Annotated in this window: 23 protein-coding genes; 19 read left to right on the top strand and 4 right to left on the bottom strand. The window is 38.0% G+C overall.

All coding sequences use genetic code 11. From position 1 onward, the window contains the following. Positions 1-105: 105 nt before the first annotated feature. From ACPDHL_RS08645 to ACPDHL_RS08625, 5 genes are all read left to right on the top strand, one after another. Positions 106-471 (top strand): hypothetical protein, encoded by a 366-nt coding sequence (locus ACPDHL_RS08645; protein ID WP_430532373.1) that lies wholly within the window; start codon positions 106-108, stop codon positions 469-471. Between the two features lie 125 nt (positions 472-596). Continuing rightward, positions 597-878: a DUF3817 domain-containing protein gene (locus tag ACPDHL_RS08640; RefSeq protein WP_430532372.1), complete on the top strand. Its 282-nt coding sequence runs from the start codon at positions 597-599 to the stop codon at positions 876-878. A gap of 224 nt (positions 879-1,102) precedes the next feature. Further along, positions 1,103-2,320: an OmpA family protein gene (locus ACPDHL_RS08635; RefSeq protein WP_430532371.1), complete on the top strand. Its 1,218-nt coding sequence runs from the start codon at positions 1,103-1,105 to the stop codon at positions 2,318-2,320. An 89-nt stretch (positions 2,321-2,409) separates the two neighbouring features. Further along, entirely contained in the window at positions 2,410-4,395 is a 1,986-nt protein-coding gene (uvrB, locus tag ACPDHL_RS08630) for an excinuclease ABC subunit UvrB (RefSeq protein ID WP_430532370.1), read from the top strand. A gap of 10 nt (positions 4,396-4,405) precedes the next feature. Then, positions 4,406-4,828 (top strand): DUF1456 family protein, encoded by a 423-nt coding sequence (locus ACPDHL_RS08625; protein WP_430532369.1) that lies wholly within the window; start codon positions 4,406-4,408, stop codon positions 4,826-4,828. Here ACPDHL_RS08625 and ACPDHL_RS08620 read toward each other — a convergent pair. Then, a complete protein-coding gene (locus tag ACPDHL_RS08620) occupies positions 4,790-5,080 on the bottom strand; it encodes a hypothetical protein (protein WP_430532368.1) in 291 nt (96 codons plus the stop codon). The genes ACPDHL_RS08625 and ACPDHL_RS08620 overlap by 39 nt on opposite strands. After that, positions 5,073-5,444, bottom strand: coding sequence for a group III truncated hemoglobin (locus ACPDHL_RS08615; RefSeq protein ID WP_430532367.1), 372 nt, complete (start codon positions 5,442-5,444; stop codon positions 5,073-5,075). The genes ACPDHL_RS08620 and ACPDHL_RS08615 overlap by 8 nt, the downstream gene beginning before the upstream one ends. Before the next feature lie 57 nt (positions 5,445-5,501). On the opposite strand from ACPDHL_RS08615, the gene ACPDHL_RS08610 reads away from it, so the two are divergent. Genes ACPDHL_RS08610 through ACPDHL_RS08595 form a run of 4 tightly spaced genes read left to right on the top strand, consistent with a single transcriptional unit; the run spans position 5,502 to position 7,916 of the window. Further along, positions 5,502-6,248 carry a Rossmann-like and DUF2520 domain-containing protein gene (locus ACPDHL_RS08610; RefSeq protein WP_430532366.1) on the top strand — a complete coding sequence of 249 codons (747 nt, stop codon included), beginning with the start codon at positions 5,502-5,504 and terminating at the stop codon, positions 6,246-6,248. Continuing rightward, entirely contained in the window at positions 6,248-6,775 is a 528-nt protein-coding gene (locus ACPDHL_RS08605; RefSeq protein WP_430532365.1) for a KdsC family phosphatase, read from the top strand. Before ACPDHL_RS08610 ends, ACPDHL_RS08605 begins: the two co-directional genes overlap by 1 nt. An 11-nt stretch (positions 6,776-6,786) precedes the next feature. Further along, entirely contained in the window at positions 6,787-7,371 is a 585-nt protein-coding gene (locus ACPDHL_RS08600; protein WP_430532364.1) for a Maf family nucleotide pyrophosphatase, read from the top strand. 8 nt (positions 7,372-7,379) lie between these two features. Further along, entirely contained in the window at positions 7,380-7,916 is a 537-nt protein-coding gene (locus ACPDHL_RS08595) for a mechanosensitive ion channel domain-containing protein (RefSeq protein WP_430532363.1), read from the top strand. Positions 7,917-8,180: 264 nt separating this feature from the next. On the opposite strand, the gene ACPDHL_RS08590 is transcribed toward ACPDHL_RS08595, so the two are convergent. Both ACPDHL_RS08590 and ACPDHL_RS08585 read right to left on the bottom strand, forming a co-directional pair. Next, positions 8,181-8,798, bottom strand: coding sequence for a trimeric intracellular cation channel family protein (locus ACPDHL_RS08590; protein ID WP_430532362.1), 618 nt, complete (start codon positions 8,796-8,798; stop codon positions 8,181-8,183). A gap of 9 nt (positions 8,799-8,807) precedes the next feature. Continuing rightward, positions 8,808-9,551 carry an RDD family protein gene (locus ACPDHL_RS08585; RefSeq protein ID WP_430532361.1) on the bottom strand — a complete coding sequence of 248 codons (744 nt, stop codon included), beginning with the start codon at positions 9,549-9,551 and terminating at the stop codon, positions 8,808-8,810. Between the two features lie 25 nt (positions 9,552-9,576). On the opposite strand from ACPDHL_RS08585, the gene ACPDHL_RS08580 reads away from it, so the two are divergent. From ACPDHL_RS08580 to ACPDHL_RS08535, 10 genes are all read left to right on the top strand, one after another. Further along, positions 9,577-10,542, top strand: coding sequence for a stage II sporulation protein M (locus ACPDHL_RS08580; RefSeq protein WP_430532360.1), 966 nt, complete (start codon positions 9,577-9,579; stop codon positions 10,540-10,542). An 11-nt stretch (positions 10,543-10,553) separates the two neighbouring features. Further along, positions 10,554-11,504 (top strand): hypothetical protein, encoded by a 951-nt coding sequence (locus ACPDHL_RS08575; protein WP_430532359.1) that lies wholly within the window; start codon positions 10,554-10,556, stop codon positions 11,502-11,504. Further along, complete coding sequence (locus tag ACPDHL_RS08570) at positions 11,497-12,330, top strand: DUF4129 domain-containing protein (RefSeq protein ID WP_430532358.1); 834 nt, start codon at positions 11,497-11,499, stop codon at positions 12,328-12,330. The genes ACPDHL_RS08575 and ACPDHL_RS08570 overlap by 8 nt, the downstream gene beginning before the upstream one ends. Then, the gene (locus ACPDHL_RS08565) at positions 12,327-13,538 is read left to right on the top strand and encodes a DUF4350 domain-containing protein (RefSeq protein ID WP_430532357.1); all 1,212 of its coding nucleotides are present in this window, start codon (positions 12,327-12,329) and stop codon (positions 13,536-13,538) included. The genes ACPDHL_RS08570 and ACPDHL_RS08565 overlap by 4 nt, the downstream gene beginning before the upstream one ends. 7 nt (positions 13,539-13,545) lie before the next feature. After that, positions 13,546-14,655, top strand: coding sequence for an AAA family ATPase (locus tag ACPDHL_RS08560; protein WP_430532356.1), 1,110 nt, complete (start codon positions 13,546-13,548; stop codon positions 14,653-14,655). Between the two features lie 13 nt (positions 14,656-14,668). Further along, positions 14,669-15,988 carry a DUF58 domain-containing protein gene (locus ACPDHL_RS08555; protein WP_430532394.1) on the top strand — a complete coding sequence of 440 codons (1,320 nt, stop codon included), beginning with the start codon at positions 14,669-14,671 and terminating at the stop codon, positions 15,986-15,988. A gap of 3 nt (positions 15,989-15,991) precedes the next feature. Next, positions 15,992-16,789 (top strand): TrmH family RNA methyltransferase, encoded by a 798-nt coding sequence (locus tag ACPDHL_RS08550; protein WP_430532355.1) that lies wholly within the window; start codon positions 15,992-15,994, stop codon positions 16,787-16,789. 220 nt (positions 16,790-17,009) lie between these two features. Further along, positions 17,010-17,642 (top strand): hypothetical protein, encoded by a 633-nt coding sequence (locus ACPDHL_RS08545; protein ID WP_430532354.1) that lies wholly within the window; start codon positions 17,010-17,012, stop codon positions 17,640-17,642. Between the two features lie 181 nt (positions 17,643-17,823). Continuing rightward, positions 17,824-20,040: a RelA/SpoT family protein gene (locus ACPDHL_RS08540; protein WP_430532353.1), complete on the top strand. Its 2,217-nt coding sequence runs from the start codon at positions 17,824-17,826 to the stop codon at positions 20,038-20,040. 100 nt (positions 20,041-20,140) lie between these two features. Further along, on the top strand, positions 20,141-20,599 hold the full coding sequence (locus ACPDHL_RS08535; RefSeq protein WP_410881539.1) for a Fur family transcriptional regulator: 459 nt from the start codon (positions 20,141-20,143) through the stop codon (positions 20,597-20,599). Positions 20,600-20,601: the final 2 nt, after the last annotated feature.

Raw genomic sequence — 20,601 nt, 5'->3', positions numbered from 1 at the left:
GCAAAAAAACAGGGCGTGAATAAAATTAATTTAACTTTTTTATTTGCTAAACTATTAAAAAGCTTATTTTTGTCCTACAATTAATAATACCCAAAATTTAATACTGTGGAAAACGCAAATGCAATTAAACTAATTAAGTTAATACAATCTGATTTAGTTACAAATGGTCTTGTCGTGGATCAAATCGTTCCAAACCTTAAGAAATTAAGAGAATACGCTTTACTAGAAGAGGTACCTACCTTAGTAAAAGCAATTAGACTAACGTATGAGCACATTGAAAATAATACTGGTTTTTTCATTGCTATTCCTAATGATGAGCCGATAGACGAAGAAGACGTTGTTGAAAACGATGCGGTTGTCGCTCAAAATGATATTGAAAGCTTACAATACTTATTGTCGCTTTTTAAAGATCCAACGAATAAGCACAATCTAGCTGATTTGAAAGAATATAATGCTAAACTTTTAGCATAACCGAAAAGGTCTAGTTTTACTAGGCCTTTTTTTTTATGAAATATTTAGCATTAATCTCCAGCTAAATATTTGAATTAATCGGCATTAACCCTATTTTAGCCCCTATAATTTTAAGACGCTATATTATGGTTAATCTATTTAGGATTACAGCCTTCTTAGAAGGGGTTTCTCTTCTGCTACTATTGTTCATTGCAATGCCATTAAAATACATCTGGGACAGCCCTTATATGGTGCAAAAAGTTGGTATGGCACACGGCATTTTATTCATTGCCTATATTGTTTTCGCTTTTTTAATCAAAAATGAGTTAAAATGGTCTAACAAAACCTTATTTTTTGTGTGTATTGCCTCAATAATCCCATTTGGAACCTTCGTCATGGAGAAAAAATTAAAAAGAGAAATTAGCTAATATACTATCGAAAATATAAATTATCTTCAATTCAAGCGATAAAAAACAGCATTTACACAATAAAAATCAGCTTAAAATTGATTTTACATAATCTGACGCGATTTGAAAAAATTGTATTTTTTTTATAAAAAATGTATATTTAAAAACTTTATAGTATATTTGCCTCGTAAACGAAACAATAATAGCTATTACGATAGCTGACAAGTGAAAGTAAAAATTAAATTATGAAAAAAATCACATTATCTTTATTAGCACTTACAGTAGGTCTTTGTGCTAATGCTCAAGACAAGCCATATAATAAGTGGTCAGTTGATTTGAACGCAGGTTTTGCAAAACCAGCGAGAACATTAAGTCCAGGGTACGCTGCTGAGACTTTCAAAAACTTACATTTAGACGGAGGTGTTAGATATAGCATCAACAATAAATTTGGTGTTAAAGCTTCATTCGGTTTTGATCAATTAGATAACTGGACAAACAGTAATTTAAATGCTAAAGCTGATTACTACAGAGTAAGTTTAGAAGGAGTAGTTAACTTAGGAAGAATCCTAAACTTCGAAAACTGGACTAAAACTTTTGGATTACAAGCTCACGCGGGTGGAGGGTATTCTTGGTTAAACGGGAATCAATTCTCTAGCAATGACAAAATGGGTCATTTAATGGCTGGTTTAACAGGTCAAGTTAGACTACACTCTAGAGTAGCTTTAAACGCTGACTTTACAGTAATTCAAAATACACAACAAGATAGAAACTGGGATGGTGTTACTGCAACAAACCGCTCTGTATTCCAAGGAACGATGTTCAATGCTACAGTAGGTGTATCGATCTATTTAGGTAAAAACGGACAACACGCAGACTGGTATTCTCAAGAATCTCAATCGAACTACGAAATCAACGCTTTGGCTAACAGAATCGATAATATCGAAGCAATGTTAGTTGACTCTGATAACGATGGTGTAGCAGATTACTTAGATTTAGAACCAAATACGCCAGCTGGTGCTTTAGTTGATTCAAGAGGTAGAAATATCGACAAAAACAACAACGGTATCGCTGACAATATCGAAGCTTATTTCCAAGAAAAATACGGAAATACTACGAACATGACTGCTGACGACGCTGCAATGGTTAAAGAATTAATCAACAAAGGTTACGTAGCTGTTAATTTTGATTTTGATAAAGTTCAACCTACTACTTTAGAAGGTATTAACTTCATCATTTCTTACATGAAAAACAATCCTTCAGCTTCTTTAGAAGTTAGCGGATATGCTGATTCAACTGGAAACAAAGACTATAACCAAAAATTATCTACAAGACGTGCAAACGCTGTAAAAGATCTATTGGTTAAAGCTGGAGTTCCTGCTGGAAAAGTTACAGCTAAAGGAAACGGTATCGATGGTACTCAAGCTAAAAACGTTGCTAGAAGAGTAATCTTCAAAGTAAACTAATTAGTACTTAATTAATAGTAAAAAGCACAAGCCTAAAGCTTGTGCTTTTTTTTGTTTAAATGTGTACCTTTGCAGTTAAATACGTAGTTATGAAATTTGATTTACAATCTGATTATAGTCCCACCGGTGATCAACCCGAGGCAATCGCCCAATTGACCCGCGGAATTCTAGACGATCAGCAATATCAAACGCTCGTTGGTGTAACAGGATCTGGTAAAACATTTAGTGTTGCCAATGTCATCAAAGAAGTACAAAGACCTACCCTCGTTTTGGCTCATAACAAAACTTTGGCTGCTCAATTGTACTCTGAATTTAAAAGCTTTTTCCCCGACAATGCCGTTGAGTATTTTGTCTCTTATTACGACTACTACCAACCCGAAGCTTTTATTCCCGTTACGGGACAATACATCGAAAAAGACTTATCAATTAATGACGAACTAGAAAAGCTGCGTTTAAGCACTACGTCTACCCTACTCTCTGGGCGTCGAGATGTCTTAGTTGTAGCTTCCGTTTCTTGTCTATACGGTATTGGAAATCCAGTTGAATTTCAAAAGAACGTGATTTCAATCGAACTAGACCAAGAAATTAGTCGAACACAGCTATTGCATCGCCTTGTTCAAAGTTTATATGCGCGAACAGAAGCCGATTTTTTACCTGGTTATTTTAGAATTAAAGGTGATACCATAGAAGTATTTCCCAGCTATGCCGATCACCCGTATCGCATTCACTTCTTTGGCGATGAAATTGAAGCCATAGAAGTCTTTGATGTGACAACCGCACAAGTCATTGAAAAATTTACCCGATTAAATATTTACCCCGCCAATATGTTCGTTACTTCACCTGACGTATTAAACAATGCTATTTGGGAAATACAACAGGATTTGGAGAAACAAGTCACCTACTTCAAAGAAATAGGCAAACACCTAGAAGCAAAGCGCTTAGAGGAACGAACGAACTTCGACTTAGAAATGATGAAGGAATTAGGCTATTGTTCGGGAATTGAAAATTACTCCCGCTATTTAGATGGCAGAGCTCCCGGCACACGTCCTTTCTGTTTATTGGATTACTTTCCCGATGATTACTTGATGGTGGTTGATGAAAGTCACGTGACTATTTCTCAAGTACACGCTATGTATGGCGGTGACCGCTCAAGAAAAGAAAATCTCGTAGAATACGGCTTTCGATTACCCGCTGCACTAGACAACAGACCCTTAAAATTTGAAGAGTTTGAAAGTATGCAAAATCAGGTCATTTATGTATCTGCTACACCTGCAGACTATGAGTTGCAAAAAAGTGAAGGGATTATCGTTGAACAGCTAATACGTCCAACGGGATTATTAGACCCCATCATCGAAGTGCGTCCAACAGAAAATCAAATTGACGATTTAATTGAAGAAATTCAGCAACGCGTGGACGTTGATGAACGTATTTTAGTTACCACGCTAACCAAACGCATGGCCGAGGAACTCGCGAAGTACTTTGCCAAAATGGGCATTCGCTGTCGTTATATTCACTCGGACATCGACACTATTGAACGCGTGGAAATTATGCAAGACCTAAGAAAAGGGTTGTTTGATGTACTTATTGGGGTCAACCTACTTCGAGAAGGATTAGACTTACCAGAAGTATCACTAGTAGCTATTTTAGATGCAGATAAAGAAGGTTTCTTACGCAGCCATCGATCGCTAACCCAAACCGTAGGTAGAGCGGCTAGGAACGTCAATGGAAAGGCTATTATGTATGGCGATAAAATTACAGCCAGCATGCAAAAAACCATAGACGAGACTGAATACAGACGCAGCAAACAAATGCTGTACAACACCCAACACAACATTACGCCAAAAGGGCTCAATAAAAAAATTAGCAGTGAATTAGTCAAGCCGTCCTATGATGAATTGCTGGGTGAACAGGTGAAAAAAGTAGCAGAAGAACAGATCAAATACCATTCGAAAGAAGAAATTCAAAAGCTAATCAACACCAAGCGAAAAGAAATGGAAAAAGCAGCAATGGATTTAAACTTTATGTTAGCTGCTCAATTACGCGATGAAATAAAAGTATTAAAAGATAAAATATAAGTACCTACAAATGACAAATAACGATATTTTAAAGAAGCTTAGAGTTGCCCTACAACTTAGAGATGAGCAAATAGTTGAAATTCTAGAATTGGTTGATTTTAGAGTTTCTAAAGGAGAATTAGGAAACTTCTTTAGAAATGAAGATCACCCAAAATACATGGAATGTGGGGATCAGATTCTAAGAAACTTTTTGAATGGATTGGTAATTTACCTCAGAGGAACAAAAGAAGATCCTAAAAATCCAATGGATGTGTTACAACAAAACAAAGAGAATATTGTTAAAAAGGTAAAAACTGATCGTCCTGCACCAGCAAGACCAACGAGTAGCAAACCCAAAAGCAGTACAACGGGAGGTAAAAAACCCTTTGCTAAATCAGATAAGCCAAAAAATCCGCTAGGTAATATTAAGTTCAATAACGGTAAGAAGAAATAAGTAAGGAGAAGGGAGATGAGAAAAGGGAGATGAGTGTCGAACCGGCTCACAATACACGACAAAAAAAGGAATGAGTTTGATACACTCATTCCTTTTTTGTTCTCTGCGATTTGTTCTTTGCACCATCACCCATTTCCCATCTCCCATCTCCCATCTCCCATTTCCCATCTCCCATTTCCCATCTCCCATTTCCCATCTCCCATTTCCCATCTCCCATTTCCCATCTCCCATCTCCCATTTCCCATCATCCATTCCTAAAATACTCAATTTTACTTAAAAACATGGTAGCCATGCGCTCAGCGCGCCATTTCGCTTCTTCGGCAATTTTCCCTTCAAACAATTCATCTACTGTTGTATTAAAAATTTGCTTCCAGCGCTCAAAGTGTTCCGTCTGTACGGGCAGTTTTGCATGGGGTGGAAAAGGTCGTCCGTTATAGGTATGCTCTTCTAGTAATACTGTCTGCCAAAAGGCGTACATCTTCTCTAAATGATAGGGCCATTTTCCCTCCAATCGTTCATTAAATATGGGGCCAATCAGGTCATCTTGCTGTACTCTACCGTAAAACGTATTGACCAACAGTTGAATATCTTCTAGGTGTTCTATATCTTTATTCATACCAATAAATTCTTTTAAATTCTCCAGGCATTCCTATTAAATCTTTATCTTTACCTTATGGTTACAATAACAATTTTAGGATCTGGAAAAGTTGCACACCATCTAATTGCAAACATATTAGATAGTGACCAGTTACACTTACAACAAATATACGCAAGAAATACGAATTCGGTTACCGATTTGGTTCCTGAAAGTATCGTTGTACATGATATGGCTCAATTGCAACCTGCTGATATTTTCATCATTGCAGTAAGCGACAGTGCCATAGAAGAAGTATCTGCCTCTATTCCCCTTGCGAATCAATTTGTCGTACATACTTCGGGTACGATTCCCATGTCGGCTCTCAAATTGGAGCGCAGAGGTGTGCTGTATATGTTGCAATCGTTTACCAAAGAAAAAGAGGTTGACTTTACTTCCATTCCCTTTTGTATTGAAGCCAACCACAAGGAGGACTTTCAGCTGTTAGAGCGCATAGCCGTTAGCTTTTCTGAACGCGTGTATAAAATCTCCTCAGAACAGCGCAAAGCCATCCATTTAGCAGCGGTTTTTGTCAACAACTTTACCAATCATATGTTTACCCTAGGCGAAGAGGTATGTAAAGAACATCAGGTACCCTTTGAAATTCTAAAACCATTGATTGCAGAAACGGCAAATAAAATCATGGAATTATCTCCTGTAGAAGCGCAAACAGGACCAGCATCAAGAGGCGATCAAAACACGATCAATCAGCACTTAACGCTACTAACGGATAGCACGAAAAAAGAAATTTATCAACTTATCACAAAATCAATACAAAATAGATAATGTCTAAACACTTTAAAGAGATCATGAACGACATCACTACCTTCATATTTGATGTAGATGGCGTTTTAACAGACGGTAAAGTTCACGTTACCAATACTGGAGATTTATTGAGAATAATGCATATAAAAGATGGATATGCTATCAAAGCCGCCTTAGAAAACGGCTATCGCGTATGTATCATTTCAGGAGGAAGCAATGAAGGAGTAAAAACAAGATTGCACAACCTAGGGGTGAAAGACATTTACTTAGGCGTTTCGAATAAAGTAGAAATCTTTAAAAAATACTGTACAGAACACAACCTGAAAGCAGCAGAGATCTTGTATATGGGGGATGATATTCCCGATTATCACGTGATGCAACATGTAGCACTACCTACAGCACCACAGGATGCCTCACCAGAAATTAAGCGTATCTCCCGCTATATTTCACACAAAAATGGCGGTGAAGGAGCTGTAAGAGAAGTAATTGAACAAGTGATGAAAACCCAACAAAAATGGTTTCAACACTTTGATGCTAAATACGATTAACCCCTCTGTATATGCCCTATCAAATACTCCATAACTATGCGATTGTATTAGGATCAAATTCGCCCAGACGCAAGCAATTTCTCACCGATTTAGGCTTGACCTTTGTTGTGCGCGCTTCGGATATAGACGAAATTTATCCACCCGAACTCCAACGAGAACAAATCACCGATTTTATTGCGCGATTAAAAGCTTCTTCTATTGCGCTTGAGCATGATAAAGAAATACTAATCACTAGCGATACAACGGTTTGGAATGAAGGAAAGTCACTAGGTAAGCCCCAAGATCGGGAAGAAGCTGTCGCTATGCTTCAAAGCTTATCTGGCAAAATGCATGAAGTAATTACGTCCATTTGCCTTAAAACCACGCAAAAAGAACATACTTTTCACGCGGTAACAGAAGTTCACTTTTCGAAACTGACAGCAGCGCAAATCGACTATTACGTCGATCAGTACAAACCTTATGACAAAGCAGGAGCATACGGAATTCAAGAGTGGATTGGCCTTGTGGGAATTGAACGCATCAATGGTTCGTATACCAATATTGTTGGTTTACCAACAACGGAATTAATGAAAGAATTACTACTGTTTATAAAATAGATAAAAAAATGCCTGAAGGATATTTATTGAAAGCCATAATTACGGCAATCGCGTTTCTTATTTACTTGATATCTCGAAAGATAATCAACAGTATTATCCATTCTTTTTCAAAAAAATCCGACATAAAAGAAGGACGTGAAGCGGTGGTCATCCGCTTGTTTAACCTCCTACTTATCGTGTTGCTCGTCGTTATTATCTTCACCATATGGGGGGTTGAAAAAGACAATATTTGGCTGACACTCACTTCTGTTTTTACCGTTATCGGTGTAGCCATGTTTGCCCAGTGGTCGTTGTTGAGCAATATCACTGCTGGTATTTTGCTTTTCTTTTCCTTTCCCTTTCGCATTGGAGATATTATTCGAATTCAGGATAAAGATTTCCCAACGGAGGCGAGAATTGTCGACATCAAAGCCTTTTACATTCTATTGGTCACCAAAGATGGGGAGCAAATCTCCTACCCCAATAACTTACTCTTACAAAAAGGAATCGTTATCTTGAGTCCCGATCACTTTGAAACTCATACAAGTAGTACGCTACAGGAGTAATAGAAGTGATGGGTGATAAGTGACGCGTAAAGGGTAGATTTTTCAATACGAGAAAAAACATACAATAAACAAAAAAGCTTGAGATAGTCTCAAGCTTTTTTGTTATTTGCACTTTGCTCTTTGCACTTTGTTCTTTGCTCTTTGTTCTTTGCACTTTGCACTTTGCGGTTTGAAGGACTCATCGGCTCATCACCGTAAACTGTAAATTGTAAATTGTAAATTGTGAATTGTGTCAACCGATTACTATCAACCGTAACCCGTAAACTATTCCTCCTGTTCGTGGGCAAAAGGCAAGCTCCATTTATAGCGCACGGCAAACAAGCGCAACGCAATAATACTTCCAGCTGTGGTGATATAGATTATTTCCTTATTCACCTGATAGTGATCCAATAGATAATAAACACAACCGCCGAAAATACAAGCGGTGGCATAAATCTCTTTTTTAAAGATAATGGGAATTTGGTTCGCTAAAATATCGCGGATTACTCCACCAAAACAAGCGGTTATAGTTCCTAAAGCAATACAAAAAACAGGATGTAACCCTACAGACATTCCCTTAGCAATACCGATTAAGGTAAAAACGGCAATTCCGATTGTATCAAATAAAAACAGGGAGTAGCGCAAAATAGTAAAGCGCTTATAAAACACTAAAGCGAGAAACACCCCGAAGAAGGTCGCGTAAAAATAATTCAGATCCGTTAACCAGAACACAGGTGTAATACCGATCATCATATCGCGTATGGTTCCTCCTCCAACGGCAGTTGCAAATGCCAAAATAATCATTCCGAATAAATCTAACTTGCGTTCGCGCCCTGCTAATGCTCCGGAAATAGCGAACGCCATTGTTCCGAGCAAATCTAAAATCTCAAAAAAACTCAACATGAAAATTTATTATTCTTTACCCGTATAATGGCTGTAGTCCTTGAGGACTAATTCAACAAACGCTTGATTGCTCAATTCCAACTTGCCTTTGTCAATCCCCAATTCTGATTCCAATTTACGGGCTAAAGCTTTAATTAATGAAAAATCTTGACTTCCTTTATAACGGAGGTAAATCTCTTGGACTACACCAATATCCGCATCCGAGAGGCGAATAACTTGTGGAAGCACAGGGATATACTCCTGCTCTACTTCACGGAAAATCGTAGTGCCTATATTAATTCTATTCTTTGTACTAATAACCGTTGTACCAGCAAAAACATCCCCCAAACGTTGGCTATTTTGCGTAAAAATAATGCTGAAAATAGCGACAATACCATTGGAGGCTAAAATATCTAATACGCGCAGGATCCATCGAACAAAGTAGTCGACGATTGTCGCTTGATATCCGTCGATTTTAATGACCTTGATGCCCATAATTTTTTTCCCAGGCGTTTCTCCTTGCATGGCTACTTCAAAAAAAACGCTATAGAAAATAATAGGCAGTGCAACAACCACCCAATAGGCATTATAAGACCAAGAATCACTGTTAAAATAATCAGACCACTGAAACAGGTGATCAACATAATAGAACACAATCATATACAAAACTTTAAAGATCATATCCAACATAAAAGCCAAGATACGCTCCCCTATAGCGGCAGCTTTAAAATCTATTTCTATGTTTTGTGTTGTATTTATTGTTAATTTAGCCATAATTATATTTTTAACTAATCACCTCATGAGAGAAGTTGCGTTTATTAAAAAAAACAAAGAGCTCTGGCTTTCATATGAAAAGGCCCTTTATTCTTCGCAAACGCAAAAACCAGACTATCTTGCTGAATTATACATGCAAATCATGAACGATTTAGCATATGCCAAGACTTTTTACCCAAAGAGCAAAATTACACAATATTTAAACAGTTTGGCCATACAAACCTACCAAAAAATATATAAAACAAAACGAATTGAAGAAAGTCGAGTGAAACGCTTTTTTCTTTTGGATGTTCCCCTAACCGTTTATCGACATAAGCGCAAGCTAAACTTCACCCTTTTGGTTTTTGTACTATTCGTTGCAATCGGAGTTATATCAACCCATTATGATCCTGAATTTGCGCGTAATGTATTGGGCGATTCCTATGTAAACCAAACGCTAGACAACATTAAAAATGAGGACGCTATGGCGATCTACCAATCGGGAAGTACCTGGGGTAGTTTTATTGGAATCACAGCCAATAATTTATACGTGGGGTTGCGCTTCTTTTTATTTGGCTTAACCGCAGGCTTAGGAACGCTCCTCTTTCTTTTGTACAACAGTGTTATGTTGGGAACCTTTCAGTATTTTTTCGTCAATGAACACGCCTTTATGGACAGTGTAAGGGGAATTTGGTTACACGGAGCCCTTGAGATCACAGCGATGGTGGTCGAAGCATTTGCTGGAATCGTCTTAGGCGCTAGTATGTTATTTCCCAAAACACTTTCGCGCTTAAATTCACTCAAAACAGGGTTTAAAGATGCCTTAGCTATCTTCATAGCTACCGTACCCTTTACTATCCTAGCTGGATTTATTGAAGGTTTTATTACGCGACATGCCAAAGCCATGCCCGATATACTGAATTACGCCATTATCTTGGGAACTTTCAGTCTTATCTTTTTTTATTTCTTTCTATATCCCAAACGCCTAGCTAAAAAACTAAACCTATTATAAAAACAATTGCTATGTTTCTATTATTTCAAAAACGCGATTTTAGTGCGCTTGTAAGCGACACATTTACCTTTTTAAAACTAGAGGGAAAAAACTATTTCAAACACTTTTTAAAACTGTGTGGTATTCCCCTATTCCTCATCCTGATTTTTATTTATCTCTTAGCTGATCTGGGCGTATCTTCGGCTGTATCGGCCAATGCATATGGAGGATATAATCCAGAGCGCATTATATCTCAACTGTTTGAAGAACACCTCGCCTTGGGACTATTAGCCATCGGTGGTCTAGTCCTTGTCGCACTTGTTATGGGAATCATCTGTTACTCCTACCCAGTGCTATACATGAAAAACTTGGCCGCTGCTACTGATGAACCCGTAAACCAAAACGTTATTGGGAAACAAATCAAAGATAAATTAGGTCTGATCATCGTGTTTTTCTTGGGGACGACTTTTCTCGTTATTCCCTTACTGACGATCTTATTCTACATCTCTGTACTCTTAGTCTTTTTGATCGTTGGTATTCCAATCTTAATCTTAATGATACCGACTGCTTATGCCGTTTTAACCCTTGCTTTCTATGAATACCTCACGAGAAATGTCGGCTTTTTTACGGCTTATGGAAATGCGATTAAATACGTGCGCTATAATTATTGGTCCATCATTGGAAATACCTTTATTTTCTATATTATCACTTCGCTGATTACCTTTATTCCCTCGTTTATCATTCAGCTGCTTATCTTAGGTGGAGGCATGTTTTTTGACCCACAAGTTTCAGAAAGTCAGTTGCTGACTTCCGCCATCACTTGGGGAATTGTACTGCTGTATTTTGTCTACATCCTCTTGGGAACCTTAGCGCAAAACATCATGTTTATCAACCAAGGAATTATCTTTTATAGCGAAAGAGAAAAAGAGGAAAATTTCTTTACTAAACGCAAAATTGACAGTATTGGTTCGCATAATGAATAAACGCTTTTCTTTTTCCTTTCTCTGCCTTTTCTTCTATTTCTTGTCTATCCCTGTCCTTCAGGCACAAGAGCAAGCGGACGATTGCGACGATTGTCCTGTTCAAGTCACTGAAAATGTAAAAGAAGCCGAAGTAGATACAACCAAAGTAGCAGCCAATACCCGCTATCTATTAAACGATACGGAAGGAGCCGTCTATGCCAAAAAGTTTAGGGAAAAGTTTAAACAGAACTACAAAGGAAAAGAGGCCTTTACCTATGAAGAAATAGAAAAAGAAGTTGGCCTTTTTCAACAAATTAAACAAGCCATTGGGGATTGGTTCAGACGTAATTTTTCATCTAAAGTTACAAAAGAACTAGACCAGAATTACTACCTTGTCTTCTTGCGCATCCTAGGGTTTGTTCTAATTGGACTGATTCTCTTTTACTTAGTACGAGCCTTTATTCAAAAGGACATGTACTGGTTATTCAAAAAGAATGGCAAGAAAATGAACGCTTTTGAGGATTTAACTTCTGAAGACTTTAAGTCTACTGATTTTGAATACCTCCTGACAGAAGCCATAGAAAAGAAACACTATCGTTTAGCTATTCGACTGTACTATCTGTGGTTATTACAACGCTTACAAGCGCAAGAAAAAATCACCTGGGCACCTGAAAAAACCAATGCAGACTATTCGTATGAGCTGAAAGACTCCCAAGAAAGAGAACAATTCACCTACCTCTCCTATCTCTACAACAATATTTGGTATGGAGCCTACGAAATTACGGAAGAAGAATTCGGCAAGGCGAAAAAATCATTTGATGCAAAACTAAATCCAACGAAACGATGAACAGCTCCTTAAAAAAGTTTGGTATTGCCTTATTGGTTTTAGTTACCTGTGTTTTCATTTATGAAAGTGGAAAGAAGAAACCGATTCACTGGTATGAAACCTATGATAATCGCGATAAGAATCCCTATGGATTATATATACTAGATCAAGAATTAGCCACATTATTGGCACAAGATTCCATTGGGTACTTCACCGATGCGGTTTATGACTTTCTCTCTTTGCAACGCTATGATACACTTCAATCAAATAACCTCATTGTGCTTGAGGATAAAAATTTTGATTTAGATCAATATACAGCAGATTACCTCAAGGATTATATCGAAGCAGGTAACACAGCGTTGATTATACAAGCTGATTTCAACAATGCTTTTTTGGAGCCCTTCGGCTTAGAGCGCACCCAAGTGTATACGACGATTCCAAACGAAGATGAGCCCAATACGGTAATAGAACTGGTCAATAGCCAGTTAACCAAGCAGAAATTCACCATTCGCAATGTAAACTATTCCAATGGATTTGAACTGGCAGATAGCCTAAAAAACCAGCTGGATATCTTGGGATACAAAACCATTCAAGACACCATCAAGCAAGTAAACTTGGTGCGTTTTCGACAGGGAGAAGGGCAGCTAATCATCGGATTTGATCCTATTATCTTGACGAATTACTACCTGTTAAAAAGCAACAACCACCTCTATGCAGAAGGCCTATTCTCCTATTTGCCAGTGCAAAAAACCTATGTATATGGTCGCGCTGCGGATCAAGCAACAGAAAGCCGTTCCATTTTGCGTTTTATCTTTGCCAATCGAGAGCTAAAATGGGCATGGTATTTCTTTTTATTTGGTCTACTTGTATTTGCTTGCTTTACTGCCAAGCGAAAACAACGCATCATTCCGATCCTAAAACCAGTCAAAAATACAACCATACAGTTTACCCAAACCGTATCGAACTTATACATACAGTCCGAAGATTACAACGATTTGATTGAAAAGAGTATTATTTATACCTTGGAAAAAATCCGACGTATCTACTATTTGGATACAGCTGTATTAGATGAAACCTTTGTGGAACACTTTCACTTAAAAAGCAACAAGGACAAGCAAGACATACTCGCCTTTGTGCAATTTGTCACTACTTTTAGAAGGCAAAAACACGAAGCTATTCAAGCAGATCTTGTTGAATTAAACCGATTAACTGAAAAAATATTAGACTAAAAATACTATGGAAAACACAGCCGAACATACACCAGAACATACACCCGACACTACTCCGTCTCAAAAAAGCGAACCCCTAACAGAAGCTTCAACACAAGCGACTACTGCAGATACCGCTCCTCCTATTCCCCAACTAGACAGTGAGAATATCGCTTTCGAATCACGTTTAGATTTAGCCCCCTTAACAGCCAAAGTAAACGCCATTCGCCATGAGATCAGCAAGGTTATTGTTGGGCAACACAAAACCATTGATCGCTTATTGGTTGCCCTATTGTCCAATGGTCATATCTTGCTAGAAGGTGTACCCGGTGTAGCCAAAACGCTTACAGCTAAAGTGCTTTCACAAACCATTGATACCACATACAGCCGCATTCAGTTTACCCCTGATTTAATGCCTTCTGATATTTTAGGAACTTCTGTTTTTAATATGCAAACTTCTAATTTTGACTTTAAAAAGGGACCTATTTTTGCAAACTTAGTACTGATTGACGAGATTAATCGTGCCCCTGCGAAGACACAAGCGGCCTTATTTGAAGTAATGGAGGAACGACAAATTACCATTGACAACTTACAGTTCACGATGGACCAACCTTTTTTAGTTATTGCTACGCAAAACCCCATTGAACAAGAAGGAACCTATCGCCTACCAGAGGCGCAATTAGACCGTTTCCTTTTCAAAATTGAAGTAGAATATCCTAGTTTGGAAGAAGAAATTGACATTTTAGTCAAAGAACACGCCTTGGTAGACCAAGCGAAAACCGCACAAATTGAAAAGGTGATTACGCCAAGTGAAATTGTCACTTTTCAAAAATTGGTCAAACAAATTGTCGTAGAAGAAAAAGTAATGGAGTATATCGCCAAGATTGTGCACAACACGCGTACAAATCCGATGCTATACCTCGGTGCTTCACCTCGTGCATCTATTGCTATACTCAATGCAGCCAAAGGATATGCTGCGATCAATGCCCGTGATTTTGTAACCCCTGAAGATATCAAAGAAGCAGCTTATCCTGTATTGACTCATCGCGTTATTGTATCACCAGAACGCGAAATGGAAGGCGTAACAGCTCATGACATTATCCAACAAATTGTAGAAACAATCGATATTCCGAGATAAAAAGAGGATTATGATGAAGCACCTTTTTTTACTCCAACGCGTATATTATGGATTCGGTATCGTCATTGTACTGTTTATCCTCTCCTTTGTATTTCCTGTGTTATATGCAATAACATGGGGGGTTGTTGGTGTGGGATTCACCCTGTTCTTTGCTGATATAGCTGCGGTATTTTGGGGTAAAGACAAGTTCACCGCCCAGCGTTATTTGCCCGAAAAATTGTCTAATGGAGATGAAAACAACATTGTAATTCAGCTCAAAAACAGCTATCCCTTTAGCGTAAGTTGTGAGATTATTGATGAGATACCGGTTCAATTTCAACTACGCGATTTTGCTATCCAACAACAACTCGCGGTCCATCAGGAGAAAAAAATACACTATAACCTAACGCCTAAAAAACGAGGGGAATATCACTTTGGGCACCTAAATATCTATGTGAGTTCACCCTTGAAACTCATCGCCAAACGCTATATTTTCTCAGAAGGACAAGCCCTTGCCTGTTATCCTTCCTTTATTCAGATGCGCAAGTACGATTTGATCGCCTTTGCCAAAAATAAATATGCCTTTGGATTAAAAAAGCTGAGAAAAATAGGCAACACAACCGAGTTTGAACAGATCAAAGAATACGTATCTGGCGATGATATACGCACCATCAACTGGAAAGCAACAGCCAAGAAAAACGCACTCATGGTCAATCAATTTCTCGATGAAAACACAGAAACGGTTTATACCATTCTCGATAAAGGACGCTTGATGCAAATGCCTTTTGATGGCATGACGCTTCTTGATTACGCGATTAACTCCTCCTTAGCTATTTCCAATGTTGTTTTAAAAAAGAACGATCGCGTTGGCCTGTTGAGCTTTTCAAAAAAAGTAGAAAACACCGTTGCCGCATCCAACAAAAAAACGCATTTACAGCAGATCATCACCAAATTATACAACCTACAAACCAACTTTAGCGAAAGTGATTTTGGCTCCCTCTACAGTACGGTCAAACAAACCATTACGCACCGAAGTTTACTGCTGTTGTACACCAATTTTGAATCCCTTTCGAGCTTACATCGCCAGCTGCCCTATTTGCGTGCATTGGCCAAAAATCACGTTTTAGTAGTGATCTTTTTTGAAAATACCGAGCTTAAAGCACTCACCCAAAAGCAAGTAAAAAATACCGATGATATTATAGACAAAATTATTGCGGAAAAATTTAACTTTGAAAAGCGATTAATCGCCAGCGAATTGACAAAATACGGCATACAGAGTATCCTGACTACGCCTCAAAATTTATCGATTGAAACGATTAATATGTATCTAAAAATCAAAGCAAAAGGGTTCTAAACTATGAGTATAAAGAAAATAGAAAGCGCACAAAATCCACTGATAAAATCCATTCTTCAACTACAAGAAAAATCGAGAAATCGCAAGAAAGAGGGGCTCTTCATCATTGAAGGCGTGCGTGAAATCGAACTAGCACAGGCTGGAAAATACCAATTGGAAACGATTTTGTTTTGTTCAGACATCCTTGGTTTTGATCAGGTAGCGCCTTTTGTAACGCCAACGACCACCTGTATTGAGATCAGCAAAGACATCTATCAAAAATTAGCGTATCGCGATTCCACCGAAGGTATACTTGCCCTTGCGAAAGTAAAGACACATGCATTAAGCGAGCTCAAATTACCTCCTAATCCGCTAATTTTAGTAGCCGAAGCAACCGAAAAGCCAGGAAATATTGGCGCCATGTTGCGTACAGCTGATGCCGCACATATTGATGCGGTTATTATTGCCAATCCCAAAACGGATTTATACAACCCCAATATTATACGATCTAGCGTGGGCTGCTTGTTTACCAATCAAATTGCCGTTGGTACTACCGAAGAAGTAATTGCTTTTCTAAAAGCGCAAGGCGTTCACACCTATGCCGCTACCTTACAGAATTCATGTAGCTATCACACCCAAGATTACACCACGCCAACTGCTTTTATCGTCGGAACAGAATCGACGGGATTAACAGCACCTTGGCGCGAAAGTAGTACGCAAAACATCATTATTCCCATGAGTGGAACCATTGATTCGATGAATGTATCCGTAGCAGCATCCATTTTGCTCTTTGAAGCAAAAAGACAACGCAACTTTGAGTAAAACCAAAAGATGCACCAATTGAACTCCAAAAAAGACCTTTTGTTCAAAAAAACAACTATTCACGGGACAAATTATCACGCATCCTAGCAATAATATACCCAGACTATCGTTTTAGTAGAAAGAATTAAAATGTTAATCTCGCTTTGTGGAATGCATTTTTTATTTATATTTGATTTTTATTAAATTTTCCTTAACATTTAAAACTTAACTAAGAAGTGATATGAAAAGAAGCAACGCATTATTCAAATTATTCATCCTTACTATACTCCTTTCTTTTACAAACACCGCTTTTGCACAGTACAACTACCACGAACGCCTTCACTACAACTACCCGTGGAAAGTAAACGTACAAATGAGTATGCTAAACAACAATTTCGATTGGGATGATGCAACTAATTTTGATGAGTTGAAAGCCGCTTCTTTACCTAAGTTCTCAGTGGAGTACTATGCTGGAAGTAATATTAGCTTTAAACTTGGTCTTTTGTCTAGCGAAGTAAAAGCCGATGATCTAGTAAACGGAAAGGTAGCCCAAGATAAATTTAGTGTACTTGCCGTAGATGCAACCATGGTATACAGTTTAGGAGGATTATTCAATATTCCAATCGTAGATCCTTACGTACAAACAGGATTAGGTTATACGCACTTCAACAAAGACGACAAAGCGATGTTTAATTTAGGAGGTGGACTAAACATTTGGTTATCGGATACTAAGCTTTTTAAAACAGGGCAATACAACCGCGATTTATTAATCAATCGCTTTGGTCTGAATTTAGAAGTACTAGGTAAAAAGAATTTAAGTGGTGGACCAGGAAGTAACCTTCAAATCAATGGAGGGGTATTCTTTGTATTCTAAAATAAAATAAACCAATCATACAAAGGCGAATAGTTCAATAACTATTCGCCTTTTATCTTTTACACTCCCCTTTTTACGTCCAAAAAAAACCTTTTTTTTTCCTTTGTACACGGGCTCGAAAGGCTTGCATATAAAGGCTTTTTTTCTTAACTTTAATCTAACGTTATTGATTAATAGTAGTATGACAGAAGCTGAAATTGAATTAGAAAATAAAGCAATAGCAAAAGAATATAAAGAGTTACTGAAGATCAGTTATCAAACTTTATCCGATGCAGATAAAAAATTAATTAGAAAAGCGTTTGACGTTGCTGTTGAAGCACATAAAGATCAACGCAGAAAATCAGGAGAGGCTTACATCTTTCACCCGATTGCCGTAGCGAAGATTGTCGCTTCTGAAATTGGGTTGGGTGCTACTTCCATTGCGGCTGCTTTGATGCACGATGTTGTGGAAGACACGGCAATCACGGTAGAGCAAATTGAGGAGTGGTTTAACCCCAAAATAGCTAAAATTGTTGAGGGATTGACCAAGATGGGAATGCTTGAACCTGATTCTCATATTTCGATGCAAGCGGAGAATTACCGCAAGATGTTGTTGACCTTAAACGACGATGTTCGCGTAATCCTCATTAAGATTGCGGACCGCTTACACAACATGCAAACCATGGAGAGTATGGTCGATTACAAGCAGGCAAAAATTGCCTCAGAAACCTTGTATATCTATGCTCCCCTCGCCCATCGTTTAGGCTTGTTCAACATCAAGACCAAATTGGAAGACTTGGGGCTTAAATACACGGAACCAGAGGTGTATAAAGACATCGTAAACAAGATGAAAGAAACCAAAGAAGAGCAAGAAGCTTATATCAAATCGGTTTCTGACATTTTACGGGAGTCCCTGGATGAAGAACACATCGAATACTCGATGAAAGGCCGTCCGAAGTCTATCTATTCCATCCGCCGTAAAATGAAGGCTCAGAACGTAACTTTTGACGAAGTATACGACAAATTTGCCCTGCGCATCATTTACAAATCCACGCCACACGAGGAGAAATTTGTTGCGTGGAAGATTTACTCCATTGTAACGGATCACTTTCGTCCAAGCCCCAGTCGCTTGCGCGACTGGATCTCATCACCTAAATCGACGGGATATGAAGCTCTTCACATCACGGTAATGGGGCCTAAAGGGCGTTGGGTAGAGATCCAAATCCGCAGTGAACGCATGGATGAAATAGCAGAACAAGGCTATGCAGCTCATTACAAATACAAACAAGGTGTTACAGAAGAAAACAGCCTAGACCTTTGGTTAAACCAGCTAAAAGAAGCCTTAGAAAACGCAGAAACCAATGCGGTAGATTTTGTTGAAGACTTCAAGCTGAGTTTATACGCCAAAGAAATCTATGTCTTTACACCAAAAGGGGAGATAAAATCCCTTCCCAAAGGTGCAACTGCCTTAGACTTTGCCTTTTCCATCCACTCCGAGATCGGGTTAAAAACAAGGGGAACTCGTGTGAACGGTCGTCTTGTGCCTTTAAATCACATTTTATCCAGTGGTGATCAGGTGGAAATTATCACTTCAGAAAACAAAAAACCCAATGTTAACTGGCTGGACTATGTAACAACAAGTAGAGCACGCAATAAAATCAAGAGTTCATTAAATGAAAACACCAAGAAAATTGCGGATGAAGGAAAAGAACAACTACAGCGCAAACTCAAGCATTTAAAAATTAATCTAGACGAAAACACCGTTAACGAAATGGTCAGCCACTTCAAGCTCAAGACGAGTCAAGATTTATTTTACCGTGTAGGGGCTGGTTTAATTGACAACAGTCAGCTAAAAGAATACGCTGCCAAACGCAATAATACGCTGTTCAATTTTTTCAAAAAGAGCATCAAACGCGCCCCTTCTACGCCTGTACATCAGGAAACTCAAGACAAGAGCGCCTTGGACTTATTGGTTTTTGGCAAAGACAAAGAAAAGCTCGATTACAAACTGGCCACTTGTTGTAATCCGATTCCAGGAGATGATGTTTTTGGTTTTGTCACCATCAATGAAGGAATAAAAGTACACAAAACAGATTGTCCTAATGCCATCAGTATGCGTTCCAACTATGCGTATCGCATCATGCAAGCGCATTGGATAGCCTCTTCTACTTCATTTAATTTTGAAGCAACGATCAATATTACGGGATTAGACTCGGCTGGTTTAACCACAGAAATTACCAAAATTATTATGGAAAGTAAAGCCGTGAATATCCGAAGTATTGCCTTGAGTGAAAACGCAGGTTTATTCAAAGGATCTATCACAGTTATTGTACCAAACAATGATATTTTGAAAAAAATGATTGCCAATATTAAGAAGATTGAAGGTGTCGATAAAGTGACTCGAGTGAATACCAATTAAACTCGATGAATTGTTGTACCTTTAATTTATAAAACATAATCAATTAATTAATTTTCTCACTAGAGAAAATACAACTATATTTGCATTTTAGTATTTAGTTATGGGAAGCGAAAATAATCAAGAAATAGTAAAAAACGTATTCACTAAATTTTTAGAAGAAAGAGGTCATAGAAAAACCCCTGAACGATACGCTATTTTACAAGAAATTTACGATAGTGAAGAGCATTTCGATATCGAGTCATTGTATATCAAAATGAAAAACAAAAACTATCGCGTTAGTAGAGCAACGCTGTACAATACTATTGAAATTTTATTAGAGTGTGGTTTAGTTCGAAGACATCAATTTGGACAAAATCAGGCACATTACGAGAAGTCGTACTTTGACAAGCAACATGACCATATTATTTTGACTGATACAGGAGAAGTGATTGAGTTCTGTGATCCTCGTATTCAAACCATTAAAAAAACAATAGAAGATATTTTTAACATTGAGATTCACAATCACTCGTTGTATTTCTATGGAAATAGAAAAGCGAATGAGGAAGAATCTGAATCCTAATA

The sequence above is a fragment of the Myroides sp. C15-4 genome, assembly GCF_050522745.1.
Classification (GTDB): domain Bacteria; phylum Bacteroidota; class Bacteroidia; order Flavobacteriales; family Flavobacteriaceae; genus Flavobacterium.
Note: the sequence above shows the minus strand (reverse complement) of the source record. Positions and strands in the feature narration are given on the sequence as shown.